The sequence below is a fragment of the Pseudoalteromonas sp. G4 genome (assembly GCF_028875915.1).
Classification (GTDB): domain Bacteria; phylum Pseudomonadota; class Gammaproteobacteria; order Enterobacterales; family Alteromonadaceae; genus Pseudoalteromonas.
On record NZ_JAPEHW010000075.1, the window covers coordinates 1 to 18,914 of the forward strand.

22 protein-coding genes are annotated in these 18,914 nt (G+C 39.5%); 8 read left to right on the forward strand and 14 right to left on the reverse strand.

What is annotated here, in order from left to right; all coding sequences use genetic code 11:
- Positions 1-260 precede the first annotated feature (260 nt).
- Both ON073_RS16785 and ON073_RS16790 read left to right on the forward strand, forming a co-directional pair.
- Positions 261-980 carry a hypothetical protein gene (locus tag ON073_RS16785; protein ID WP_274763035.1) on the forward strand — a complete coding sequence of 240 codons (720 nt, stop codon included), beginning with the start codon at positions 261-263 and terminating at the stop codon, positions 978-980.
- An 87-nt stretch (positions 981-1,067) separates the two neighbouring features.
- Positions 1,068-1,862 (forward strand): UDP-2,3-diacylglucosamine diphosphatase, encoded by a 795-nt coding sequence (locus ON073_RS16790; protein ID WP_274763036.1) that lies wholly within the window; start codon positions 1,068-1,070, stop codon positions 1,860-1,862.
- 40 nt (positions 1,863-1,902) lie between these two features.
- Here the strand turns inward: ON073_RS16790 and ON073_RS16795 are convergent, their stop codons facing one another.
- The 13 genes from ON073_RS16795 to ON073_RS16855 all read right to left on the reverse strand — a co-directional run bounded on the left by ON073_RS16795 (position 1,903) and on the right by ON073_RS16855 (position 12,082).
- Positions 1,903-2,424, reverse strand: a complete 522-nt coding sequence (locus ON073_RS16795; protein WP_274763037.1) for a DUF3833 domain-containing protein — start codon at positions 2,422-2,424, stop codon at positions 1,903-1,905.
- Positions 2,421-2,918, reverse strand: coding sequence for a chalcone isomerase family protein (locus ON073_RS16800; protein ID WP_274763038.1), 498 nt, complete (start codon positions 2,916-2,918; stop codon positions 2,421-2,423). The genes ON073_RS16795 and ON073_RS16800 overlap by 4 nt, the downstream gene beginning before the upstream one ends.
- A 13-nt stretch (positions 2,919-2,931) precedes the next feature.
- A complete protein-coding gene (locus ON073_RS16805; protein ID WP_274763039.1) occupies positions 2,932-3,432 on the reverse strand; it encodes a DUF2878 domain-containing protein in 501 nt (166 codons plus the stop codon).
- The gene (locus ON073_RS16810; protein ID WP_274763040.1) at positions 3,407-4,681 is read right to left on the reverse strand and encodes an SAM-dependent methyltransferase; all 1,275 of its coding nucleotides are present in this window, start codon (positions 4,679-4,681) and stop codon (positions 3,407-3,409) included. The genes ON073_RS16805 and ON073_RS16810 overlap by 26 nt, the downstream gene beginning before the upstream one ends.
- A 2-nt stretch (positions 4,682-4,683) precedes the next feature.
- Entirely contained in the window at positions 4,684-5,409 is a 726-nt protein-coding gene (locus ON073_RS16815; RefSeq protein ID WP_274763041.1) for a DUF1365 domain-containing protein, read from the reverse strand.
- Between the two features lie 2 nt (positions 5,410-5,411).
- Entirely contained in the window at positions 5,412-6,662 is a 1,251-nt protein-coding gene (locus ON073_RS16820) for an NAD(P)/FAD-dependent oxidoreductase (protein ID WP_274763042.1), read from the reverse strand.
- Positions 6,662-7,384 (reverse strand): SDR family NAD(P)-dependent oxidoreductase, encoded by a 723-nt coding sequence (locus ON073_RS16825; RefSeq protein WP_274763043.1) that lies wholly within the window; start codon positions 7,382-7,384, stop codon positions 6,662-6,664. The genes ON073_RS16820 and ON073_RS16825 overlap by 1 nt, the downstream gene beginning before the upstream one ends.
- Complete coding sequence (locus ON073_RS16830; protein WP_274763044.1) at positions 7,381-7,812, reverse strand: nuclear transport factor 2 family protein; 432 nt, start codon at positions 7,810-7,812, stop codon at positions 7,381-7,383. Before ON073_RS16830 ends, ON073_RS16825 begins: the two co-directional genes overlap by 4 nt.
- A complete protein-coding gene (locus ON073_RS16835; RefSeq protein WP_274763045.1) occupies positions 7,805-9,208 on the reverse strand; it encodes a cryptochrome/photolyase family protein in 1,404 nt (467 codons plus the stop codon). The genes ON073_RS16830 and ON073_RS16835 overlap by 8 nt, the downstream gene beginning before the upstream one ends.
- A complete protein-coding gene (locus ON073_RS16840) occupies positions 9,209-10,165 on the reverse strand; it encodes a YbgA family protein (protein WP_274763046.1) in 957 nt (318 codons plus the stop codon).
- Between the two features lie 8 nt (positions 10,166-10,173).
- The gene (locus ON073_RS16845) at positions 10,174-10,845 is read right to left on the reverse strand and encodes a ChrR family anti-sigma-E factor (protein ID WP_274763047.1); all 672 of its coding nucleotides are present in this window, start codon (positions 10,843-10,845) and stop codon (positions 10,174-10,176) included.
- Positions 10,838-11,428 carry a sigma-70 family RNA polymerase sigma factor gene (locus ON073_RS16850; RefSeq protein WP_274763056.1) on the reverse strand — a complete coding sequence of 197 codons (591 nt, stop codon included), beginning with the start codon at positions 11,426-11,428 and terminating at the stop codon, positions 10,838-10,840. Before ON073_RS16850 ends, ON073_RS16845 begins: the two co-directional genes overlap by 8 nt.
- Positions 11,429-11,527: 99 nt before the next feature.
- A complete protein-coding gene (locus ON073_RS16855) occupies positions 11,528-12,082 on the reverse strand; it encodes an LON peptidase substrate-binding domain-containing protein (protein WP_274763048.1) in 555 nt (184 codons plus the stop codon).
- 78 nt (positions 12,083-12,160) lie between these two features.
- On the opposite strand from ON073_RS16855, the gene ON073_RS16860 reads away from it, so the two are divergent.
- The 4 genes from ON073_RS16860 to ON073_RS16875 all read left to right on the forward strand — a co-directional run bounded on the left by ON073_RS16860 (position 12,161) and on the right by ON073_RS16875 (position 14,990).
- Positions 12,161-12,997, forward strand: coding sequence for a DMT family transporter (locus tag ON073_RS16860; RefSeq protein WP_274763049.1), 837 nt, complete (start codon positions 12,161-12,163; stop codon positions 12,995-12,997).
- A 287-nt stretch (positions 12,998-13,284) separates the two neighbouring features.
- Entirely contained in the window at positions 13,285-13,899 is a 615-nt protein-coding gene (locus tag ON073_RS16865; protein WP_274763050.1) for a chemotaxis protein, read from the forward strand.
- Positions 13,896-14,630, forward strand: coding sequence for an MBL fold metallo-hydrolase (locus ON073_RS16870; protein ID WP_274763051.1), 735 nt, complete (start codon positions 13,896-13,898; stop codon positions 14,628-14,630). Before ON073_RS16865 ends, ON073_RS16870 begins: the two co-directional genes overlap by 4 nt.
- A 21-nt stretch (positions 14,631-14,651) precedes the next feature.
- Complete coding sequence (locus tag ON073_RS16875) at positions 14,652-14,990, forward strand: hypothetical protein (RefSeq protein ID WP_274763052.1); 339 nt, start codon at positions 14,652-14,654, stop codon at positions 14,988-14,990.
- On the opposite strand, the gene ON073_RS16880 is transcribed toward ON073_RS16875, so the two are convergent.
- Complete coding sequence (locus tag ON073_RS16880; RefSeq protein ID WP_274763053.1) at positions 14,987-15,622, reverse strand: hypothetical protein; 636 nt, start codon at positions 15,620-15,622, stop codon at positions 14,987-14,989. The genes ON073_RS16875 and ON073_RS16880 overlap by 4 nt on opposite strands.
- Positions 15,623-16,066: 444 nt before the next feature.
- On the opposite strand from ON073_RS16880, the gene ON073_RS16885 reads away from it, so the two are divergent.
- The gene (locus ON073_RS16885; protein ID WP_274763054.1) at positions 16,067-17,926 is read left to right on the forward strand and encodes a methyl-accepting chemotaxis protein; all 1,860 of its coding nucleotides are present in this window, start codon (positions 16,067-16,069) and stop codon (positions 17,924-17,926) included.
- A gap of 117 nt (positions 17,927-18,043) precedes the next feature.
- On the forward strand, positions 18,044-18,820 hold the full coding sequence (locus tag ON073_RS16890; protein WP_274763055.1) for a VOC family protein: 777 nt from the start codon (positions 18,044-18,046) through the stop codon (positions 18,818-18,820).
- Positions 18,821-18,914 lie beyond the last annotated feature (94 nt).

The following is an 18,914-nucleotide window of genomic DNA, read 5'->3' on the forward strand; positions in this document are numbered from 1 at the left end:
AGGCAGAGCGATTGTAGTGTAGTTATTTTACATAAATGAGCGATAACATAGTATAAATGCCAAACAAGCGCTGTCTGTATGGTTCAACCCAAACCGTTGTGCTCTTTGTTGTCGCTTTTTGACTTAGCCCGCTAGTTCTACAAAGCGCTGCCGCGATCAAAACGGCTTGGATTTGAACAGAATTTAGACCGTAAAGATCAACACGCTCTAACTTCGCAAAGATCATATTACGAGCGAAAAAACCAATAACGAGAATAATAATGAATAAAACATGGTTTAAATGGGCACGGAAATGCCATAAATGGTTGGGTTATATACTTGCGCTACAGGTTTTTGCTTGGTTGCTCGGTGGGTTAGTGATGAGTGCTATTCCTCTGGAATATGTTCATGGTAAACACTTGGCCAAACGCCAACTTGAAAACCCATTTTCTCAAGATGTATATACAACTGACTTTAACTTATTTAAAGAGCATGACATTGCACTTAAAAAAGTTAATTTTACACACTTCTTAAATACGCCAGTAATCGAATTAATTGGTGAAGAATCGCATGTTTATCTCCATGGTGAGACAGGCAAATTATTTACCCCTCCAAATCAACAGCAAATAATTACACAAGCAAAGGCACATTACCTTGGTGATGCAAGTCAAATAGAGGTTATTGCCACAAAACTCAAAGAGGGCCCGAGAGAAGTTGGCTATAAAACTAATATTTGGCGCGTAGACTTTGCAGATAACGTCAATACTACATTGTATATACAAGTTGATTCAGGCCAAGTAATTACTGTGCGCAGCACAATTTGGCGCATCTTCGATTTCTTTTGGATGTTGCATATTATGGATTACGACGAGCGTGAAGACTTTAATAACCCTTTATTAATTAGCTTTGCTGCGGTTGCTGTGTTGTTTTGTATTTCAGGAATGATATTGCTATTTCAAAATATGCCGTTAAGAAGAAAGCGAAGAGCCTTGGCAAATTGATTTGTTGTCATAAAGCTTTCTTATAAGTGCCGCCAATTTGTCATGGGATATTCTTAGCGTAACCTTATTACACATAAGGAAAGGGCTATGGCTAAGCAATTTTATTCCTGTATTTGGATTTCAGATGTGCACTTAGGTTACAAAGACTGTAAGGCAGATTTCTTACTGGATTTTTTAACAAACACCGAATGTGATGTACTTTATTTGGTGGGTGATATCATCGATTTGTGGTCAATGAAACGACAGTTTTATTGGTTGCCAAGTCATTACCAAGTGCTCGAATGTATTCGCAATAAAGCCAATTCAGGCACTCGCGTTATCTATATTCCGGGCAATCATGATGAAACCTTTCGTGCTTATGTAGGTGAAGCATTTATGAATGTTGAAGTTCATAAAAGTTTTATTCATACAGCTAAAACAGGTAAACGGTTTTTACTGGTGCATGGAGATGACTTTGATTCAGCCACTCGCTATAGCAAATTGATCAGTATTATTGGTGATAATGCCTATGACTTTTTATTATTTTTAAACCGTTGGCATAATCGCGTTCGTCGTTTGTTTGGTAGTCATTACTGGTCGCTAGCCTCGTGGATTAAAAACCGCATCCATAAAGCGCGACAAGCAATCGCTGCATTTGAAAACGCCGCTGTACACGAAGCTAAAAAGCAAGGTGTCGATGGAATTATTTGCGGTCATATTCATCAACCTGACATAAAAAAAATCGATGGCATTCTGTACTGTAATGACGGTGATTGGATTGAGAATTGTACTGTGCTGGTGGAAGATGAAGCTGGTCGAATTGAGTTGTTACATTGGTCTGATATTCAAACTAGCTTAAAAGTAGTTGATTTATCTCATCAACAGCAAGGCAAAGCCGCATAATAAAAGGGCTTCAATATGATAATGAAGCCCATTAAACACTCTATTCTTTCTCTATAGTAAGAATTACTTCGCCCACTTTAAAACCAAACTTAATGATGTCGGTGCGATTGATAAGGCGTTTCTCATTTATTAAAAACATCCAATCATCTAAGGTTACTTCGAGCGGCTCACCTTGATATTCAATTTGTAATTGATAGCGCCAATAAAGCGCGGAACCTTTGGCTGTGCCCATAGCGGTGCCGACCACGTCATTTGCCGTGCCTTTGTAATTGCCATTGCCAAGGCTTTCTATGTACCAGGTACGAGTTTGCTTTTCGCCATCGTCATAAACAAACCATTCATCTAACTTTCCTTGATTGCCCTGCCATGAGCCAACTAAATCAACACTAAAACGTCGAGTAAGGGCTCCGTTTCTGTCAAGTACAATACCGTGCGCACTCAGTTTGCCATCAAAAAACTCTTCTAGTTTGAGAGTAGGTGTGGTGTTTGCGTAATCGTTAATGTCTGGGCTTGAACATGCAACTAAGAAGATAGAAAAAATAACCGCTAACCATTGCTTCATTTTGCATCTCCAATCAGCTTTTCTCTCAATTCGGGGCGAGTGGTTTTATTCGATAACCAAATATTTAAAAAGGCATCACCAAAGTCAGGATCTTTCACTGTACCTAACAGCCCCTCATTATTGAAAAAGCTCGCGCTGTTATCTTCATTGCGTGTCACAATCAGCATGTCATTTTTTTTAATGTTAGGCCAAATGGTAGCAAGCTCATCTAACCACATAGGTATATTTTGATGTGTCACGCCAATGTGTTGCCATTGGTCTGCGGTTGCTTCAATTAAATCGTTTTTATCAATATCGCGGTAGTAAGTAATTTTGAGCGCAAGTTGTTTATCATCAAACGAATAGGTGTTTTTACTGCCAAATAACTCTGCTTTATAAAGCTCCCAAAAGAGCACTTTCATTTCGCCTTCACCGTATTTAACAAGTTGATTTGTTTGAATTGCAAACACACTTGGTACAAACAGCAGGCCAGCAAATACTAGTTGTTTTAACATGGCTAACGTCCAGCTAATTGTGTTTTGATTGTACGAATTTGCCTTGAAAAACGATCAGTGCCGGAAGCACAAATGCCCAGATGGTAGCGTATATTAAAAACAATGATGTTTGCGGTAGAGAGGTCGCAATCGCTGAAAATTTTAGTGCACCAAGATAACTAAGCGCACCACCAAAGGCACCAATTATAGCGATTTGCCAATGCTTGCACTTATTCAACCAACTAAGCGAGTGATTTACTGAAAGTACAAACATGACCCATAAACCGAGTAACCAAATTGGAAATTGCTGTGCTGTGAAATTAATAATCTCCAGTTGATAAAGCACAAAATCTATAGCACAGCCCAAAATGGCAAACGGCAGTAATTTTGCGTCATCACGTTTTGATGGCGATAAAACAAAGTGAAGAGCAATAATCGGCGGGATCAGCCAGTTGGCATTTGCTGTGAGTAGCGCACAGCAAAACCAAGCTAGCTGAAATAAAACAAGGTTAGTAAGCCAGAACTTGTTGGTCATCTTTATCAAGATAATCAGGTTTACGCATTACCAATTGATGTGTGCTGATTACGCGCTCAATAAACGCACCTTCGCAATAGCATAAATAAAAATGCCACAAGCGCTTAAATTGTTCATCGAAACCAAATTGAGTTAGCTCAGACCAAGCATTATCGAACTTCATACGCCAATCATATAAGGTGCGAGCATAATGTAGGCCAATGTCTTCCACATTGTCGATCATCATATTTGTTTGTTCTGCAATATGTTGGTTCATTACTGCATTTGACGGTAAACAACCACCTGGGAAAATATAACGTTGAATAAAATCAACATTATTGCGGTAGTGTTCGTAGCGGGCATCTAAAATGGTGATCGCTTGGATTAGCATTAACCCTGACTCTTTAAGCAAGCTATTACACTTAGCAAAAAACTCTGCCATAAATTTATGGCCAACCGCTTCGATCATTTCAATTGAGACCAGTTTGTCGTATTTACCTTCAAGCAAGCGATAATCTTTTTTAAGCAAGGTTATTTTATCTTCTAAACCTTCTTCTTTAACTCGCTCAACGGCATATTCGTACTGTGCATCAGAAATGGTTGTAGTTGTGACTTTGCAGCCATAATTTTTTGCAGCAAAAATAGCAAGGCCACCCCAGCCTGTACCAATCTCAATCAGGTGGTCGTTTGGTGAAAGCTTAAGTTTGTCACAAATGGTTTTTAGTTTGTTAAGTTGAGCTGCGTGTAAGTCGTTTGCTTGATTTGAATAAATAGCACTTGAATACATCATGGTGCTGTCTAAAAAGCGGGTGTAGAGCTCGTTGCCTAAATCATAGTGAGCAAGAATGTTTTTCTTAGAACCTGATTGGGTGTTGGCATTACCCCAGTGGAACAGAAAGTTTTTAATTTTAGTTAAGAATGATTTATTAGCTTCCACTTGATCAAGTGTGTTACTGCAGCGCGCAAAAACGCGAATTAATTCAGTTAAATTAGGTGATGTCCATTTTTTGGCGAGATAAGCTTCTGCAGCGGCAATGCTGCCACCTTTAACAAAATCTACGTAAAGGCTAGGGTCTAATACAATCAATTTGCCACGTAGTTCGCTTTTATCATTGCCAAGAAATGTAATTTGCCCGTTTTCTTCAATTTCTAAACCGGCATTGTCTATTTTATTGAGTGCATCTAAAACGAGTGAACGACAACGTGATGTGAACCACGATAATTCGCTTTCCTGAGTGAGACTCGCTGAGCTGGTACTTTGCTGCTCCATAATTATCCTCTCGTGTTTGGGTGCGCAATAAATGGGATGCGTTTGGCAAACAGTTTAAGGGCTTGCCAATAAATACCTGCAATTACTTTTAAGGTCATTGCAGGTGTGTTTAACCACGTTTTAAGCATATTAGAACGATTAAATTCACAACGTGATAGTGCCACTGTGGCATCGAACACTTTTTCAGCTTTATGATTTTCGATATGAATAAGTACTTTGTCATTTGGTGCTTTAACACGCCAGGCGTACTGCATATCTAAATCCATAAAGGGTGAAACATGAAACGTTTTATCCGTTCTTTGCTGTTGGGTTATATCTACTAAGTAATAATGACGTTCTAACCAAGGTGTGTTTGAAACCTCAACCAGCATGGTGTTGCATTCATCATTACTGTCGTAACAAAAGAAGAAATTTGCAGGGCTAAAATAAATACCAAAATTTCGGCATTGCCCCATAAACATCACTTTTGTGCCATCCCAGTTACCACCTAACTGTGTAACTTTAGTAGCAATACGTTGCTTTAAGTTGCCCGGTTCACCTTTTACATAATCGCTTTCAAAAAAACTGATCGGAGCAAATTTTTTTAAGCTAAACAAAGCACTGCTATTGGCAACTAAGTCTAGCTCATTTAAATCAAGTGCAAGCATATACATGTTGTAGCTAAATGCATGTTGCTTTGGTGAAAAGCGACGATGCCTAACTTGACCACGGTAAATGCCACTGTTCATGGTTATAACTCGCAGCCGAATCGTTTAGCGACATCAAGCGCACTGCGTACACCATCTTCATGAAAGCCGTTATACCAGTAAGCGCCGCAAAAGTGGGTGTTGTTCTGGCCGCAAATAGTATCGCGCTGCTGCTGCGCAGCCATACTTTGTTTATTAAACACAGGGTGATGATAGACAAAGGTGCGTAAAATTTTGCTTTGGTCAATTTGGTCTGTTTGATTGAGTGTGACACAGAAGGTGGTGTCAGTTCTTAGCCCCTGCAAAATGTTCATATTGTAAGTTACCGCAGCAGGGCGTGGGTTGTTGCTATCTAAACGATAGTTCCAGCTAGCCCATGCTAGTTGTCTTTTCGGTAACATATTGATGTCGGTATGCAGCACTACTTCGTTTTCGCTGTAAGGTATGCTACCGAGCACCGCTTTTTCTTGCTCATTTGCATCAGCTAATAACGCAAGAGCTTGATCTGAGTGACATGCAAAAATAACGTCATCAAATTGTTGTGTTGTGCCATCGGCAAATTCTACTGAAATACCAGTATCATTTCGATTCACCTGTTTAATATCACTATTAAGCTTAATTTTGTCAGCGAAGTGGCGGGTGAGTGGTTTTACATACTCACGTGAGCCACCTTTGATAACATGCCATTGTGGCCTGTCGCTGATATTTAAAAGCCCATGATTATAAAAAAAGCGAACAAAAAACTTTAACTCAAAATCACGCATTTCTTGCAGGCTGGTGGACCAAATTGCCGCACCCATTGGTAAAATGTAATGCTGACAAAAAAAGTCATTAAAAGCGTGCTTATCTAAAAAGTCACCAAGGGTAAGAGCTGGATCAATATCGGTTTGATGTAGCTGTTTGCACAGCTTATTGAAACGTAAAATATCTTTAATTAATAACCAAAAGCGTGGTTTGAAGATGTTAGAGCGCTGTGCAAAAAGTGAATTTAGGCCATGGCCATTATATTCCATTTGGCTTTGCACATTGTGCACACTAAAGCTCATTTCAGTGTCTTTGTAGGCTACACCTATTTGCGATAAAAGCTTTAAGAAATTTGGGTAAGTTTTGTTGTTACAAACGATAAAACCGGTATCAATCGCATGTTTTTCGCCATTGTGTTCAATATCAACTGTAGCAGTGTGACCACCGATATAATCGTTTTTTTCAAATAGTGTAATATCGTACTTTTTTGATAATAAATAAGCGCAGGTAAGGCCCGAGATACCGCTGCCAATAATGGCTATTCTTTTCATTATTTAATCATCCTTATTGCGAGTTTGCGCCATATAAAAAAAGGTAAAAGTGCGAATGTTTTAAGCACTAAGGTAAAACGTTTTGGAAAATGAATATCGTAACGTTTTTGTTCCATACCAAGGTAAATCGCTTTTGCTGCTTGTTCACTGGTTATGCGACTAGGCATAGGAAAATCATTTTTGTCAGTTAACGGGGTTTCAACAAACCCTGGATGAATTGTGCTCACACCAATATTACTGCTTGCCAAATCTATGCTCAGGGTTTTAGCAAGGTAACTTACTCCAGCCTTTGATGCTCCGTAAGCTTCTGCACGGGTAAGAGGTACATATACCGCACTAGAACTCATTAACCCTAATTGACCACCTGAGTTTAACTGAGGTAACCACGCTTCTAAACAATAACCTACTGAAATAAGGTTAGTATTAATTACGCGAGCAAACAAATCGCCATCAAATTGTTTAGCATTGTCAATGTATTCACAGGTACCTGCATTGAGAATAATGTGATCAAGATTGATGCTTTTATCTAGGGCGCTAAAAATTTCGGTTTTGTTATTTAGGTCAAAGACCAGTGGAGTAATTTGGCTAAACTCATTACATAAAGCATCTAATTTTTGTTGGTTTCTTCCGCATGCAAATACCTTGAAACCTTGCTGTGCATAATACTTTGCGAGTGATTCGCCGATGCCTGACGATGCACCTGTAATTAATACTGTTTTCATGCCGTTGCACGCTTTTTAACGAGGTTAATTAATCCACCAAGCACAGGAATATGTTGGTAAAGCATATCGGCTGCATTGAAGTAGTCGCGGTGGTAAATCACTTTGCCATCTTGATATTCTAGGTAGCTGTTTCCGTCAAATGACACTTCTTTCCCTGCTTTGATTTTGCTGTGAGAAAAATACATTGTCCAATAAAGACTTACTGTATTCTCTTGCTCTAGAACCTTGGTTACTTCAAATCGACCAGCATCGAGATTCTCGTATAAATTAGAGAAGTATTTGGTAAGCGCGGGTAATCCATCAATTCTGTGTAAAGGATCAATAAACACAACATCTTGGTGATAGATATCTTTAAGCAAAGTTAAGTTGGCGCGATCCAACTTGTTGTACATAGCTAAAAAGTCATCAATATGTTGTGTGTTACTCATCTGTGTTTAACTCTTTCTGGTAGTAATCTAACGCTTGTAAACGTGCTTCTTTCAAATCTACAAGTTGTGGCCAATAAGATTTATCGCCAATAGAATCTAAATATGTTTGGGGCTGATGAATGTACTTTAATGGTACATTCGCAAGCTCTGGTAAGTACTTACGGATAAAGCTACCGTCAGGATCAAACTTTTCGCTTTGTGTAATCGGGTTAAAAATTCTGAAATAAGGTTGAGCGTCACACCCTGTGCCTGCAGCCCATTGCCAGCCACCACTGTTAGCTGCTAAATCACCATCAATCAGGTGCTGCATAAAAAAGGCTTCACCTAAGCGCCAATCAACGAGTAAATGCTTTGTTAGGAAGCTTGCCACAATCATTCGTAAGCGGTTGTGCATCCAGCCTGTTTGTTTAAGTTGGCGCATTGCTGCATCAACAATCGGAAAGCCCGTTTGTGCATTGCACCATGCGTTGAACTTTTCATGGTGATCCGGCCAATCGAATTTTTTAAACTTAGTTTGGAAGTCATGCAATTTATTTAAATTTGGAAACGACAGCAGTAAGTTGCGATAAAACTCGCGCCAAATCAGCTCGTTTAACCAAGTAAAAATAGGCGCTTTCATATCCTCTAAGATATGCGGATAATAAGAGGTTAAATCATAAATAACCCTTTTGGGGCTAATTGCGCCAATGGTTAGGTAAGGTGAAATACCACTTGTGCCTTTAATAGCAGGGAAATCCCGATCATTTGCATAATCAGTCACTTTGTCACTTAAAAAGCGCGGCAGTACATGTTGCATAAATTCATGGGCTAACGGCCATTTGCTGGAATCTTGCTTTTCGTAGTTAAAGGCAAACTGACTTTGCTGGGTTACTTCGTTATCTGATGGGGTAATTGCTGCAAGATATGTTTGTTCAAAACCTTGTTGTTTTAATACATTTAGCCAAGCTTTTTTATAAGGAGTAAACACCTTAAACATTTCGCTTTGTTTATTTAGCACAGAACCATAAGGTAAAATTGTGTCTGCATCGTAAAGCGTGAGATTTATTGTTTGTGCTAGTTTTGTGTCGCGCACTTTTTCGCGCAGTTCAGGTTCACTATTTGCTAACACGGAAGAGGCCCCAATGGACTGACAAAATTGTGTTAGCTTTTCTCGCTGCTCATCAAAAGTATTGCATTCAATTACAGTGACTTTAATGCCTAACTTTGCAAGCTCGTCACTAAACCAATTTAAATGGCGCTCAATAAAATCAATTTGAATGCCTGAGTGATTATGTGTACGCCAAGTATCATATGCGGTTATAAATACAGCATGTTGGCAGTTTTGTTGTATCGCATAAAATAAAGCGGGATTATCGTCTAAACGAAAATCCCGTCGAATCCAGTAAAGTGTACTCATTTATAATCCGTATCTGAGCCTTAAATCTTTCGGATAAGGGTCTAGGTAAGCCTGATTAGCTAAGTAATCATTGGGATAGTTTTGTAAGTGATGATTAATCAAGGTTAAAGGCACCATGAGCGGTACTAAACCCTCATTGTAAGCCATGATATTTTCACTAAGCTCTTGTTTATTTTGCTTGGTAAGATGCTTTTTAAAATAGCCCTGTAGATGTTGTAGAGTATTCGTGTGATTTTTCCGAGATGCTGGCTTTTTAAGCGCTTGCATCAACATTGAAATGTACTGATCCGCTAACTCTTCAATCGGCAAATCATGCTTTTCACCAAGTAAGTTACCAAGTGCTTTATAGGCAGCCACATTATGGCTCATTACTAGATACTTTTGCTGGCTATGAAAGGTTGTTAGTTTATGTTTTGAAAGCCCAGAAGCTACTAAGTTCTGCCACTTTTTGTAAGTGAATACACGCAGTACAAAGTTTTCACGTAGGTGAATATCGTTTAAACGTCCATTTTCTTCGCAAGGTAAATTTGGATTAAGTGCCATAACCTGTTTTGCAAATAATCCTACGCCGTCGTGTTCACAACCTTTGCCGTGTTCATAATATACTTTAACACGTTCCATGCCACAGCTTGGACTGCCTTTCATAAATACAAAACCACTTAAATTAGCCATCTTACTTGCTGCTTTGAATGCGTATTCGTTCATTTCGTGAGTGACATCCATAGACCCATCAGGGCGTGAAACGTGGATCATATCTTCGCGTTTTATTTGTCTAATGGTTGGCCTTGGTACTGGCAATCCAACGGCAACCTCAGGGCAAAACTTTTGATACTCTACGAATTTGCCCAGTTGGTTAACGCAAAAGTCAGACTTTTTGTGGCTTTTATCAAAACGCACTTGCTCACCTGTTAAACAGGCGCTAATGCCAATAATAATTTTATCCTTATCTGCAACCATACAACCTCCTAGTAAATAAATTTACCGATAGGATTTAGCAATTTGCTTAAGCCCTGCGTAAAGTGCAAGGAGTCGCTTGAAACAGTTAAACATAGGCAACCATGCTCAGTGATTGGGTTGTGAGTGTGTTTACCATCTAGCCAAATAAAGTCGCCTTTGGTGTATTCGCCCATTTCGTCTTTAAAACTACCTTCTAATAATAGTGTAATTTCAAAACCATTGTGCGTGTGTTCAGGAACAGAACCATCGGCATCAATGTGCAATAAGCTAGTGTGAAGACTGGCGTCTTCTAAAGTCACGCGAGAGCGCGATAATTTACCTAAACTTGCCCAACTGCTTAGCTCAAGATTGCGAAGTACTTGAGGCAAATAAAATGTATTTTGATTGAGCGATAACTCAATTGGCTGAGCCACTTTAATTTCGTCGATGCCATCATCTAGGGTGATATCGTCAATCATGCTGGCAAAGTCAATTTCAGCAAATTCGCTTTGCTCGGCTTCATCTTCAACATAAGCGTAAGTGAATGTGTCTTTAGCAGCCTTTGCAGTAAGCGCTTCAACTTGTTGTTGGCAATGTGGGCAAAGCTCAATATGCGCAGCAATAATCACAGAAATAGAGGCTGGTAGTTCACCTGCACAATAGGTTTTGAGCAGGGAAAGTTGTGGGTGATGCTTAATCATTATCTGCTCCTATGTGCTGTCTCAATTTAGTAAGTGCTAAACGCAAACGGGACTTAACTGTTCCGAGTGGGATATTTAAATTTTTAGCGAGTTGCTCTTGCGATAAATCTTGAAAATATACGCCTTGCACAATCTGTTTTTGATTGTCTGGCAATTGATTTAAATACTGTGCTATTTGCTTGTCCATTAAATGGTCTGCAAAAACATGCTCATCAGAGTTTTGTGCTTCTGCCAGAGGCCAAATATCATCACTAAGCGTATCTTCGTGATTGGCTTGCATTTTACGCAGCATGTCAAAGCTTATGTTGCGCATTACAGTATAAACCCAAGTGGTTGCGGCGCCTTTTTCGCTATTGTATAGATGCGCTTTACGCCACACATTCGTCATTGTTTCTTGTAACAATTCGGATGCAAGTGCAGGGTTATTAAACTGCTTACGGCCAAAGCCGATAATTTTTGGAGAAAACCATTTAAATATGCTCGCAAATGCGCGTTTATCACGCTTTTCAGCTATATCATTTAGCCAGCCTGACAAGGTCTTGCTGTCAATTTCTTGCCCATCTAAACTTGCGTTTTGCTTCATCGAAGATCGGTAGTTATTGGTTGTTGTTGATATCATCATAGCGCTCTGACAATAAAATCCATAGTAGCCATTACGGTAGGGGCGATAAAAGCGATCAATTTATTGACCTAAAATAATTGTTTTTAAAAAATCATCTGCTTTTGTAAAGCTATCTGCTTTTGTGAACAGTTGTTTTTTCTCAAACGACAGTGGCAAAATTTCTAAAAAACGGGCACAGACCCAATTTATATCGTCAAAATTGGGTTCAGGATAAAGCGCACCCTGATCTGGATATTCTTCAAACACGTGCTGTAGTTTTGTAGCTAATTGCGCGTGATGTGGTTGCTTGTTTTGTGTTGGCCAATGGGGGATCTCAAAACAATCGGCGAAACGTAATTGATCTTCATCCATGGTAATGTTTTCCAGGCTAACTAAGCTTTTAGCCTTGATATCAATATGTAATAGCTCACCTTCTTGGCTAAAGTTAATAATATCAACCCAAGCTCCCCACGGTGGCATGTTCAGCTCAGCCTTGTGATCATAAACGCATAACACAAAACCATTTTGCTGACAGGCAATTGACACCATTTTTAGATAACGCGGTTCGAATATACGTAACCGAGTAACCCCATCAGGTAGCAAAAAAATTGGCAATGGAAATACAGGTAGATTCATAAGTAGCTTATTTTGAACAACATAATATGCTTATACGTAATGTTGCTAAAAAAGATCCATCCCTTAGGAGATATTACTTTGTCTTGGTTGTTTTTGTTGTTAGCAAGTTTGGCGTGGGTGCTGTTTGATATTTGCCGTAAACATTTGGTTGAAACACATCCCCCTCTGCTTGTTGGGGCGGTTTTTAGTGTAGCAACACTGCCTATTTATTTGCTCTATTGGCTTATTTCGGATGCTGCCTTACCCGTTGCACAGGTTTATTACGGTTTGGCGAGTGTTAGTGGCGTTTTAGCTGCTATTGGCGCGGTGTCGTTTATTGCAGCCCTAGGTCGCGGGCGATTTTCAGTTTTATTGCCAGTACTATCGCTCACTCCGCTCGTGGCTGCTTTGATTAATGTACTGTTTTTCTCCGTGATCCTGCCTTGGTTGGCGTATGTGGTTATTGCAATTTGTGTTTTTGCTACCTTTCGGTTACTTGGTGATGGCTTTAAAGTAAGTGAACCAGGCGCCGGTTTGATGTTATTGGCAACGTTTAGTTGGGGAGCCTGTATCTGTGTTGATCAGTATGTACTGCAATTTTCCCACGTTAGTTTTCATGCGCTTTGGGTCAATGTGATTATGGTATGCGTTTTATTAATTGCGCTCTTGTTTAATCGTTCCGCTATTACTTTCTCAAAAATGCATAACCGTTTTTGGTTGCTTGGTTTAATTGGCTTTTCTGCAGCTGTGTTATTGCAATTTAATGCACTGCGTTATTTGGATGCCAGCACAGTTGAAGCTGTTAAGCGTGCTATTGGCATTACCTCTGCCATGGCGATTGGGCGTGTGTTTTTACACGAGCAGCTTGAACGTCATCATTATTTGTATGGTGTAGTTATCATTTTTTCAGTGCTTGCATTTAGCCAAATAAATTAGCTACTTAAAAACATTTTTAAAATTAATTTAGATTTTTTTGAACTAAGTTTTGTCAGGCAAGTCTATTCAATTACAAGAACTAGTTTTCTTGTTAGATATTTCCCTGAAGCATTAGTTGTTGATGATGCACTTTCGGCTCACATCCCTGTGAGCCTTTTTTATTTCTACTTTTTACCACTGTAAATAACGCACCATTGAAATTTGCAAAACAATTTTTATAAAAATTCGGCAAAATTCTTTTTTATTTCCTATATTTGAAAGTACTTAGTTAAGAGTGAAAAAACTCTATGGATAGCATCAGAAAACATCCTGAAATAAAGTGCTTTGTCACCGTTGCAACTATCGTTGCGCAATTGGAAGTAATTTTAACTGAGGCTAAAAGCCTGTCTTTGACCTCTAAAAACGCGCGAGTGGTTGCAATTCGTGCCGGTGAAGCGGCGCTCGGTTTTAAATCGATCACCAATTTTATTAATGAATTCTCCGGTCGCACAATTCAAACCACAGAGCATATTAATTTGCATGCAAGTCAGTTATTTAAGTTGGCACTGCATCATTTGCGTGCAAGTCAGTTAGAGCAGCATTTGGCAAAAAGCCTCACAATACTTGACCACCCTGAAAGCAAAAAGCTCTATAGCGTGGCCGCAAGCCATGTCAAAGATGCCATGGTTGCACTTAAACACGAATTACAGAATCTACAATGGCAGTTTGAAGAAATAGAGCAACAAATGCGCGCGGCAGAATATATTGCGGTGACATCTCGGGTTGAAGCGTCTCAGGCTGGCGAGTTTTGCGCGAGTTTAGAGTCAGTTTCGGACTATATAAGCTCCGCGGCAATGCGCATAAAAGGTGCAATTGAAACTAATCTTAATACACTCGATGAGTTAGAAAGGGTATTTAAATGAAATCGACCGATTTGTATCAGGGTAAACATCATAAATGGATCGTATTTGGGCGAGATCAGGGAAAGTCAGAAAAAATAATTGATACTAACCAATACATGATAGTGACTAATCAGCAAACCATGCTGTTAGACCCCGGAGGTATTGAGTTATTTTCAGCCATGTTAGCTGGTATCCTTAGTCATACCGAGCTCGACAAAGTAACAACCTTATTTGCCTCACACCAAGACCCAGATATTATTTCTTCATTAGGACTTTGGGATAAGACCATACCAAAAGCAAAGTTATACGCACCTTGGTTATGGGAGGGGTTTATACGCCACTTTGGTATGGATAACATTGAATATAAATCGATTCCGGATGAAGGGCAGGAACTACGTTTAGATTCAGTGACCTTCCGTTTTATTCCAGCTCATTTTTTACATTCGTCGGGCAATTTTCATGTCTATGACCCAGAAGCGAAAATATTAATGAGTGGTGACATTGGTGCTGCATTAGAAGAGCCTGATGCGCCGATGTTTGTTGAAGACTTCGCACGTCATGCCGATAAAATGCGCTATTTTCATCAGCGTTGGATGCCATCTAACAGCGCCAAGAAAAACTGGATTGCACGCGTGCGTGAGTTAGAAATTGATATGATGGCACCTCAGCATGGGCGAATTTTTAAAGGCGAGGCGGTGCAGGAGTTTCTTGAGTGGTTTGATAATTTAGAAGTTGGTATAGTGAATTCGTAACGTATTGATAAAGGAAGAGTGATGTTACGAAAATTACTTTGCAGTGTAGTGCTTTTAACGCCGTTTGTGTTAGTTGCAACTGAACAAGGTAAACAACAAGCTTTATATGACTTTGACCATAAAATTCACTATCGCCAAACTCAGTTAGCAGCAAACAAATATAAGCTGTCTATCCGAGAGGGCAGTTATCAAGAATTTGCAAAACAATCGGTCTTTTTATTACGCCTCAGCGCGCAACTTTGCAAAAGCGATGAATTTAATTTGAAGTTATTATCTGGCGTGCAAGAGTTTGAGAAGTTTCCAACTGAGCCTAGAGCAAATCCAGGCCCTTTAGTTGCTGAGTTAACCTGTCAGGTTTAGTCTTTATAGCCCCATGGCGCCGCTGGTGGAGTTATGGGGTTTGTTAAATCAAAATCGACTCTAAACTCGCGTCCTTCTCTTACTAAACGATAAGTGTATTTTTCAGGGTAGATAAAAATCTGCCAAGTATTGCCGATTGACTGAGGAATACCTTGTTTTACAAATAACTCTTTTGAATATTGATCCGCAGGAAAAGACTGCACATTTTGCCAGCCTGCATCGATAGTGTGACCGCCATACATGGTTGATACATCATACTCACCATTTTTCATGCGGTGGTCATGTTTCAAGCTTAAACCGGAACCAGTTTTAGTGATAATCCAAGTGCGAGATGCATCATCGCCAACATGGAAAGGGATTTGTAACTCAGTATCGCTACATTTGCGAACATGCATCACGAGTTTTTTGCCACTAAATGAACCATTATCTTGATTATCAACCGTTACTTTACCTTGGTATGCTTTACCGCAGTGTGCTTTAAGCTGATTAAAAAATACATCATGGCTTTCAATGCTCACTTGCGGAGCTGGTTTTACAACGTCTGGTCCAAGACTTTGAGAATTACTTGCAGCATTAACTGTAAGAGGTAGTAAGGTTGTTAAAAGTGCCGCAGAGACAAGTGTGCTTTTCATCGTATAACTCCATATTAATGTGTCTAGTTCCAGGGGCGTTATAAAAAATGATTTGCTTATTTTGCATTGTTTAAAAAACAAATTGAGCATCATTTATAGCTGATAATCAATCAGCAATCTATGCAGCATACCATTCAAATTTCACATCTTCAGCGCGTTCGCGATGAAACTTTATCTAGTAGCAAAGAAAACCCGTTATTTAGGCTTAGATAAGGAAAAACTAATTGTTGCATGTGCAACATATCCTATTGAAATCAATATAGCTTTAAGAAAAACTTGTTGTTTTGTGTCTATTTTAGGTATTAAATGTTCACTCTTAGTAAATTATAATAATTTCCTAAAGTAATTGGCCGATTTGTCGACAACATATATGAGTTAGAACAACAAATTGTCTAATCAATCCATATACAATCTCCCCACCGTCACTGAAGTTAAGAGGTATAAATGTTTCAAGCCATAAAAATAAAAACTAAGTTGCAGATCCTTATTGGGGTTGCAGTAGTTTCAATGGCTGCTCTCACGTTATTAAATGTTTACATTGCAGGGAAGAAGCAAGTATTAGTGGATGCTACAGAAGATTTAATTGCTACTGAGCGGGCTGTCGCAGATACATTGCGAATTGAAGTAAAATTTTTAGAAAAACCAGCTCCAGAGTTTCGTCAGAAATTGGTTAATCGCGTAGAGGATGCAAAGTCGGCGCTTGGAAAGTTACAACAAAAATTGGCAACCTTTGATGTAAATTCAAATGCACTCGCAGATACGCAAAATGCGCTGACGTCATTACAACGTGATTTTACTAAATTAGATGAATTGTACATAGAGTATGGCTATAACCAAGATGCAGGCCTTCGTAAAGAATTGCGCGGCGCGGTGCACGAGTTAGAAGAACAAGCCAAAGCAACTAACCGCCTTGATGTAAGTGTTATGGTGCTGCAACTACGTCGCAGCGAAAAAGATTTCATAATGCGCGGCGATAGAAAATATATCACACGTATTAATAATACGGTTGAGAAGCTTGAAAAACTGTTACTTGCAAGTAATGAGGTGAAGCTTGTTGGCTTACTAAAGCGCTACCAAACTTCTTTTCTAAAAGCGTCTGAGCGCTATCTGGCGATTGGTTTTAACCAATCTACGGGCTTGAAAAATGATGTTGCTGAAACTGAAGAAAGATTAAAGCAAACGTTACAATTGCTAGGCGAAGAACTTACCGTAATTCAAGAAGATGTGTATGCAGATGCAAAAGTGCAGCAAATTGCATTAAGCCTTATTTTAGCATTTTCCTTGGTAGGTTTTTTATTTGCAATTATTCGTTCGATAACCACTTCTATCGACAGTGTTATTACAGATATTGACCGCATTGCGCATTCAGGTGATTTATCAATTGAAGTGCGTAAACACGGCAAAGATGAACTCGCAATGTTAGCTGACAGTGTTAATGGTTTAATGAGTAAATTCTTATCTGTTTTACAAACAATTCAACACTCAGTTGAAATTGTAAATACGGAATCAACGCGTGTCGCACAGGTAGTTGACTCAAGTGGTCAACAACTAGTTCAGCAAAAGTCAGAAGTTGAGACGGTCGCAAGTGCGGTTACTGAAATGGGCGCGGTGGCACATGATATTGCGACTAACGCGGAAACCACCTCTAATCGCGTTGATACGGTTTCACAAAACGCGACAATTGGGCAAGGGCAAATTGAAGCGACTGTTGAACAAATGACTGTGCTTAGCAATCAGCTAGTTGAATCGGCTGAGCAAGTGAATTTACTGCGTGAAAAGAGCAACGCAATTAATGCGGTAATGGAAGTTATTCGTGGTATTGCCGAGCAAACTAACTTACTTGCGCTAAATGCGGCAATTGAAGCCGCACGTGCAGGTGAGCAAGGGCGAGGTTTTGCGGTAGTAGCAGATGAAGTACGTTCGCTTGCAGTGAAAACGCAGGAGTCGACCCAAGAAATCACGCAAATCATTACCGATTTACAATCAAGCACTGCAAATATTGTTGATAGTATTGAGTTGTGTAAAACGCAAGGTCTTCAAACTGCTGAACAAACAGATAAAGCAGGCCAAGCCTTTGCTGAAATCATTGCTGATATTCAAGAAATATCTGAAATGACATCAACTATTGCTGTGGCAGTAGAGCAACAATCAACCGTAGCGCAAGAAATTAACCAAAATATTGTGCAGATCAGCGATTATGCTGATGAACTAGCCAATAGTTCGGTTGCTAACTCACAAGCGTCACAGCAAGTATCACATCAAGCTGATGAACTTGATAATGCAATTAAGTGGTTCAAAATCTAACGACGTAGACCCACAGATGAATAAAAGCGAAGCTATTGTATAGCTTCGCTTTTTTATTGCTATTTATTCAGAATTGGTTAACTTTAATACAGCGAATGCAAATAATAAGGAAAACATATGGCGAGTTATACCAAGCATCAAACAGGCACCTTTTGTTGGACAGAACTATGCTCTCAAGACTGGGCATCCGCTAAGGCGTTTTATACCGCGCTGTTTGATTGGACATTTGACGATCAGCCCATTGGAGAAGACCGCTTTTATACTATGCTGCAATTAAATGGCTGTGATATTGGTGCAATGTACCAAATGGAATCAGAGCGCTTAGATAAAGGTGTACCAAGCCATTGGTTAAATTATATTGCGGTCGATAATGTCGATGAAATACTCGAAAAAGCGAAGCAAGCAGACGCGCATGTTATTGCGGGTCCACATGATGTGGGTGATGCTGGGCGTATGGCGATGTTTTTTGAACCGAATGGTGCAATGTTTGCTATTTGGCAAGGCAATGAACATTGTGGTTCACAAATTAAAAATGAAGCACGTAGTGTCTGTTGGAATGAGCTTGCTTCAAAAGATGCTGCGGCAAGTCGCGAATTTTATTCATCCGTTTTTGGTTGGCAATACAAAATCGAAGACATGGATGGTATGCCTTACACCATTTTTACCGTTGGTGATGAGCAAGTTGCAGGCATGCTTGAAATGAATGAAGAGTGGGGCGATATGCCAGCCCACTGGATGACATATTTTCAAGTTGATAATTGCGAAGCGACCTTAGCACGCGTTACTGAATTAGGAGGTACAGTGTGCGTACCTGCTACTGATATTCCTAATGTAGGTCGTTTTAGTGTGATTACCGATCCCCAAGGGGGCTTTTTCTCAGTTATAGAAATATAGCTTGATAACGTAAATACTTAAGCTTGTATTTAATCAAAAAGATACCATTTCTATAGGGTCTGTTGATCTTTGTAGCTCAATTTTTGTTTTTTTG

What these genes read in the sequence shown, in the direction of transcription:
- ON073_RS16850 (WP_274763056.1), bottom strand. Translation starts at nt 11,428, where the DNA reads ATGAAGCAAAACGCAAGTTTAGATGGGCAAGAAATTGACAGCAAGACC.
- ON073_RS16880 (WP_274763053.1), bottom strand. Translation starts at nt 15,622, where the DNA reads ATGAAAAGCACACTTGTCTCTGCGGCACTTTTAACAACCTTACTACCT.
- ON073_RS16810 (WP_274763040.1), bottom strand. Translation starts at nt 4,681, where the DNA reads ATGGAGCAGCAAAGTACCAGCTCAGCGAGTCTCACTCAGGAAAGCGAA.
- ON073_RS16790 (WP_274763036.1), top strand. Translation starts at nt 1,068, where the DNA reads ATGGCTAAGCAATTTTATTCCTGTATTTGGATTTCAGATGTGCACTTA.
- ON073_RS16835 (WP_274763045.1), bottom strand. Translation starts at nt 9,208, where the DNA reads ATGAGTACACTTTACTGGATTCGACGGGATTTTCGTTTAGACGATAAT.
- ON073_RS16890 (WP_274763055.1), top strand. Translation starts at nt 18,044, where the DNA reads ATGGCGAGTTATACCAAGCATCAAACAGGCACCTTTTGTTGGACAGAA.
- ON073_RS16840 (WP_274763046.1), bottom strand. Translation starts at nt 10,165, where the DNA reads ATGGTTGCAGATAAGGATAAAATTATTATTGGCATTAGCGCCTGTTTA.
- ON073_RS16805 (WP_274763039.1), bottom strand. Translation starts at nt 3,432, where the DNA reads ATGACCAACAAGTTCTGGCTTACTAACCTTGTTTTATTTCAGCTAGCT.
- ON073_RS16785 (WP_274763035.1), top strand. Translation starts at nt 261, where the DNA reads ATGAATAAAACATGGTTTAAATGGGCACGGAAATGCCATAAATGGTTG.
- ON073_RS16820 (WP_274763042.1), bottom strand. Translation starts at nt 6,662, where the DNA reads ATGAAAAGAATAGCCATTATTGGCAGCGGTATCTCGGGCCTTACCTGC.
- ON073_RS16795 (WP_274763037.1), bottom strand. Translation starts at nt 2,424, where the DNA reads ATGAAGCAATGGTTAGCGGTTATTTTTTCTATCTTCTTAGTTGCATGT.
- ON073_RS16845 (WP_274763047.1), bottom strand. Translation starts at nt 10,845, where the DNA reads ATGATTAAGCATCACCCACAACTTTCCCTGCTCAAAACCTATTGTGCA.
- ON073_RS16815 (WP_274763041.1), bottom strand. Translation starts at nt 5,409, where the DNA reads ATGAACAGTGGCATTTACCGTGGTCAAGTTAGGCATCGTCGCTTTTCA.
- ON073_RS16830 (WP_274763044.1), bottom strand. Translation starts at nt 7,812, where the DNA reads ATGAGTAACACACAACATATTGATGACTTTTTAGCTATGTACAACAAG.
- ON073_RS16875 (WP_274763052.1), top strand. Translation starts at nt 14,652, where the DNA reads ATGTTACGAAAATTACTTTGCAGTGTAGTGCTTTTAACGCCGTTTGTG.
- ON073_RS16870 (WP_274763051.1), top strand. Translation starts at nt 13,896, where the DNA reads ATGAAATCGACCGATTTGTATCAGGGTAAACATCATAAATGGATCGTA.
- ON073_RS16865 (WP_274763050.1), top strand. Translation starts at nt 13,285, where the DNA reads ATGGATAGCATCAGAAAACATCCTGAAATAAAGTGCTTTGTCACCGTT.
- ON073_RS16825 (WP_274763043.1), bottom strand. Translation starts at nt 7,384, where the DNA reads ATGAAAACAGTATTAATTACAGGTGCATCGTCAGGCATCGGCGAATCA.
- ON073_RS16800 (WP_274763038.1), bottom strand. Translation starts at nt 2,918, where the DNA reads ATGTTAAAACAACTAGTATTTGCTGGCCTGCTGTTTGTACCAAGTGTG.
- ON073_RS16885 (WP_274763054.1), top strand. Translation starts at nt 16,067, where the DNA reads ATGTTTCAAGCCATAAAAATAAAAACTAAGTTGCAGATCCTTATTGGG.
- ON073_RS16855 (WP_274763048.1), bottom strand. Translation starts at nt 12,082, where the DNA reads ATGAATCTACCTGTATTTCCATTGCCAATTTTTTTGCTACCTGATGGG.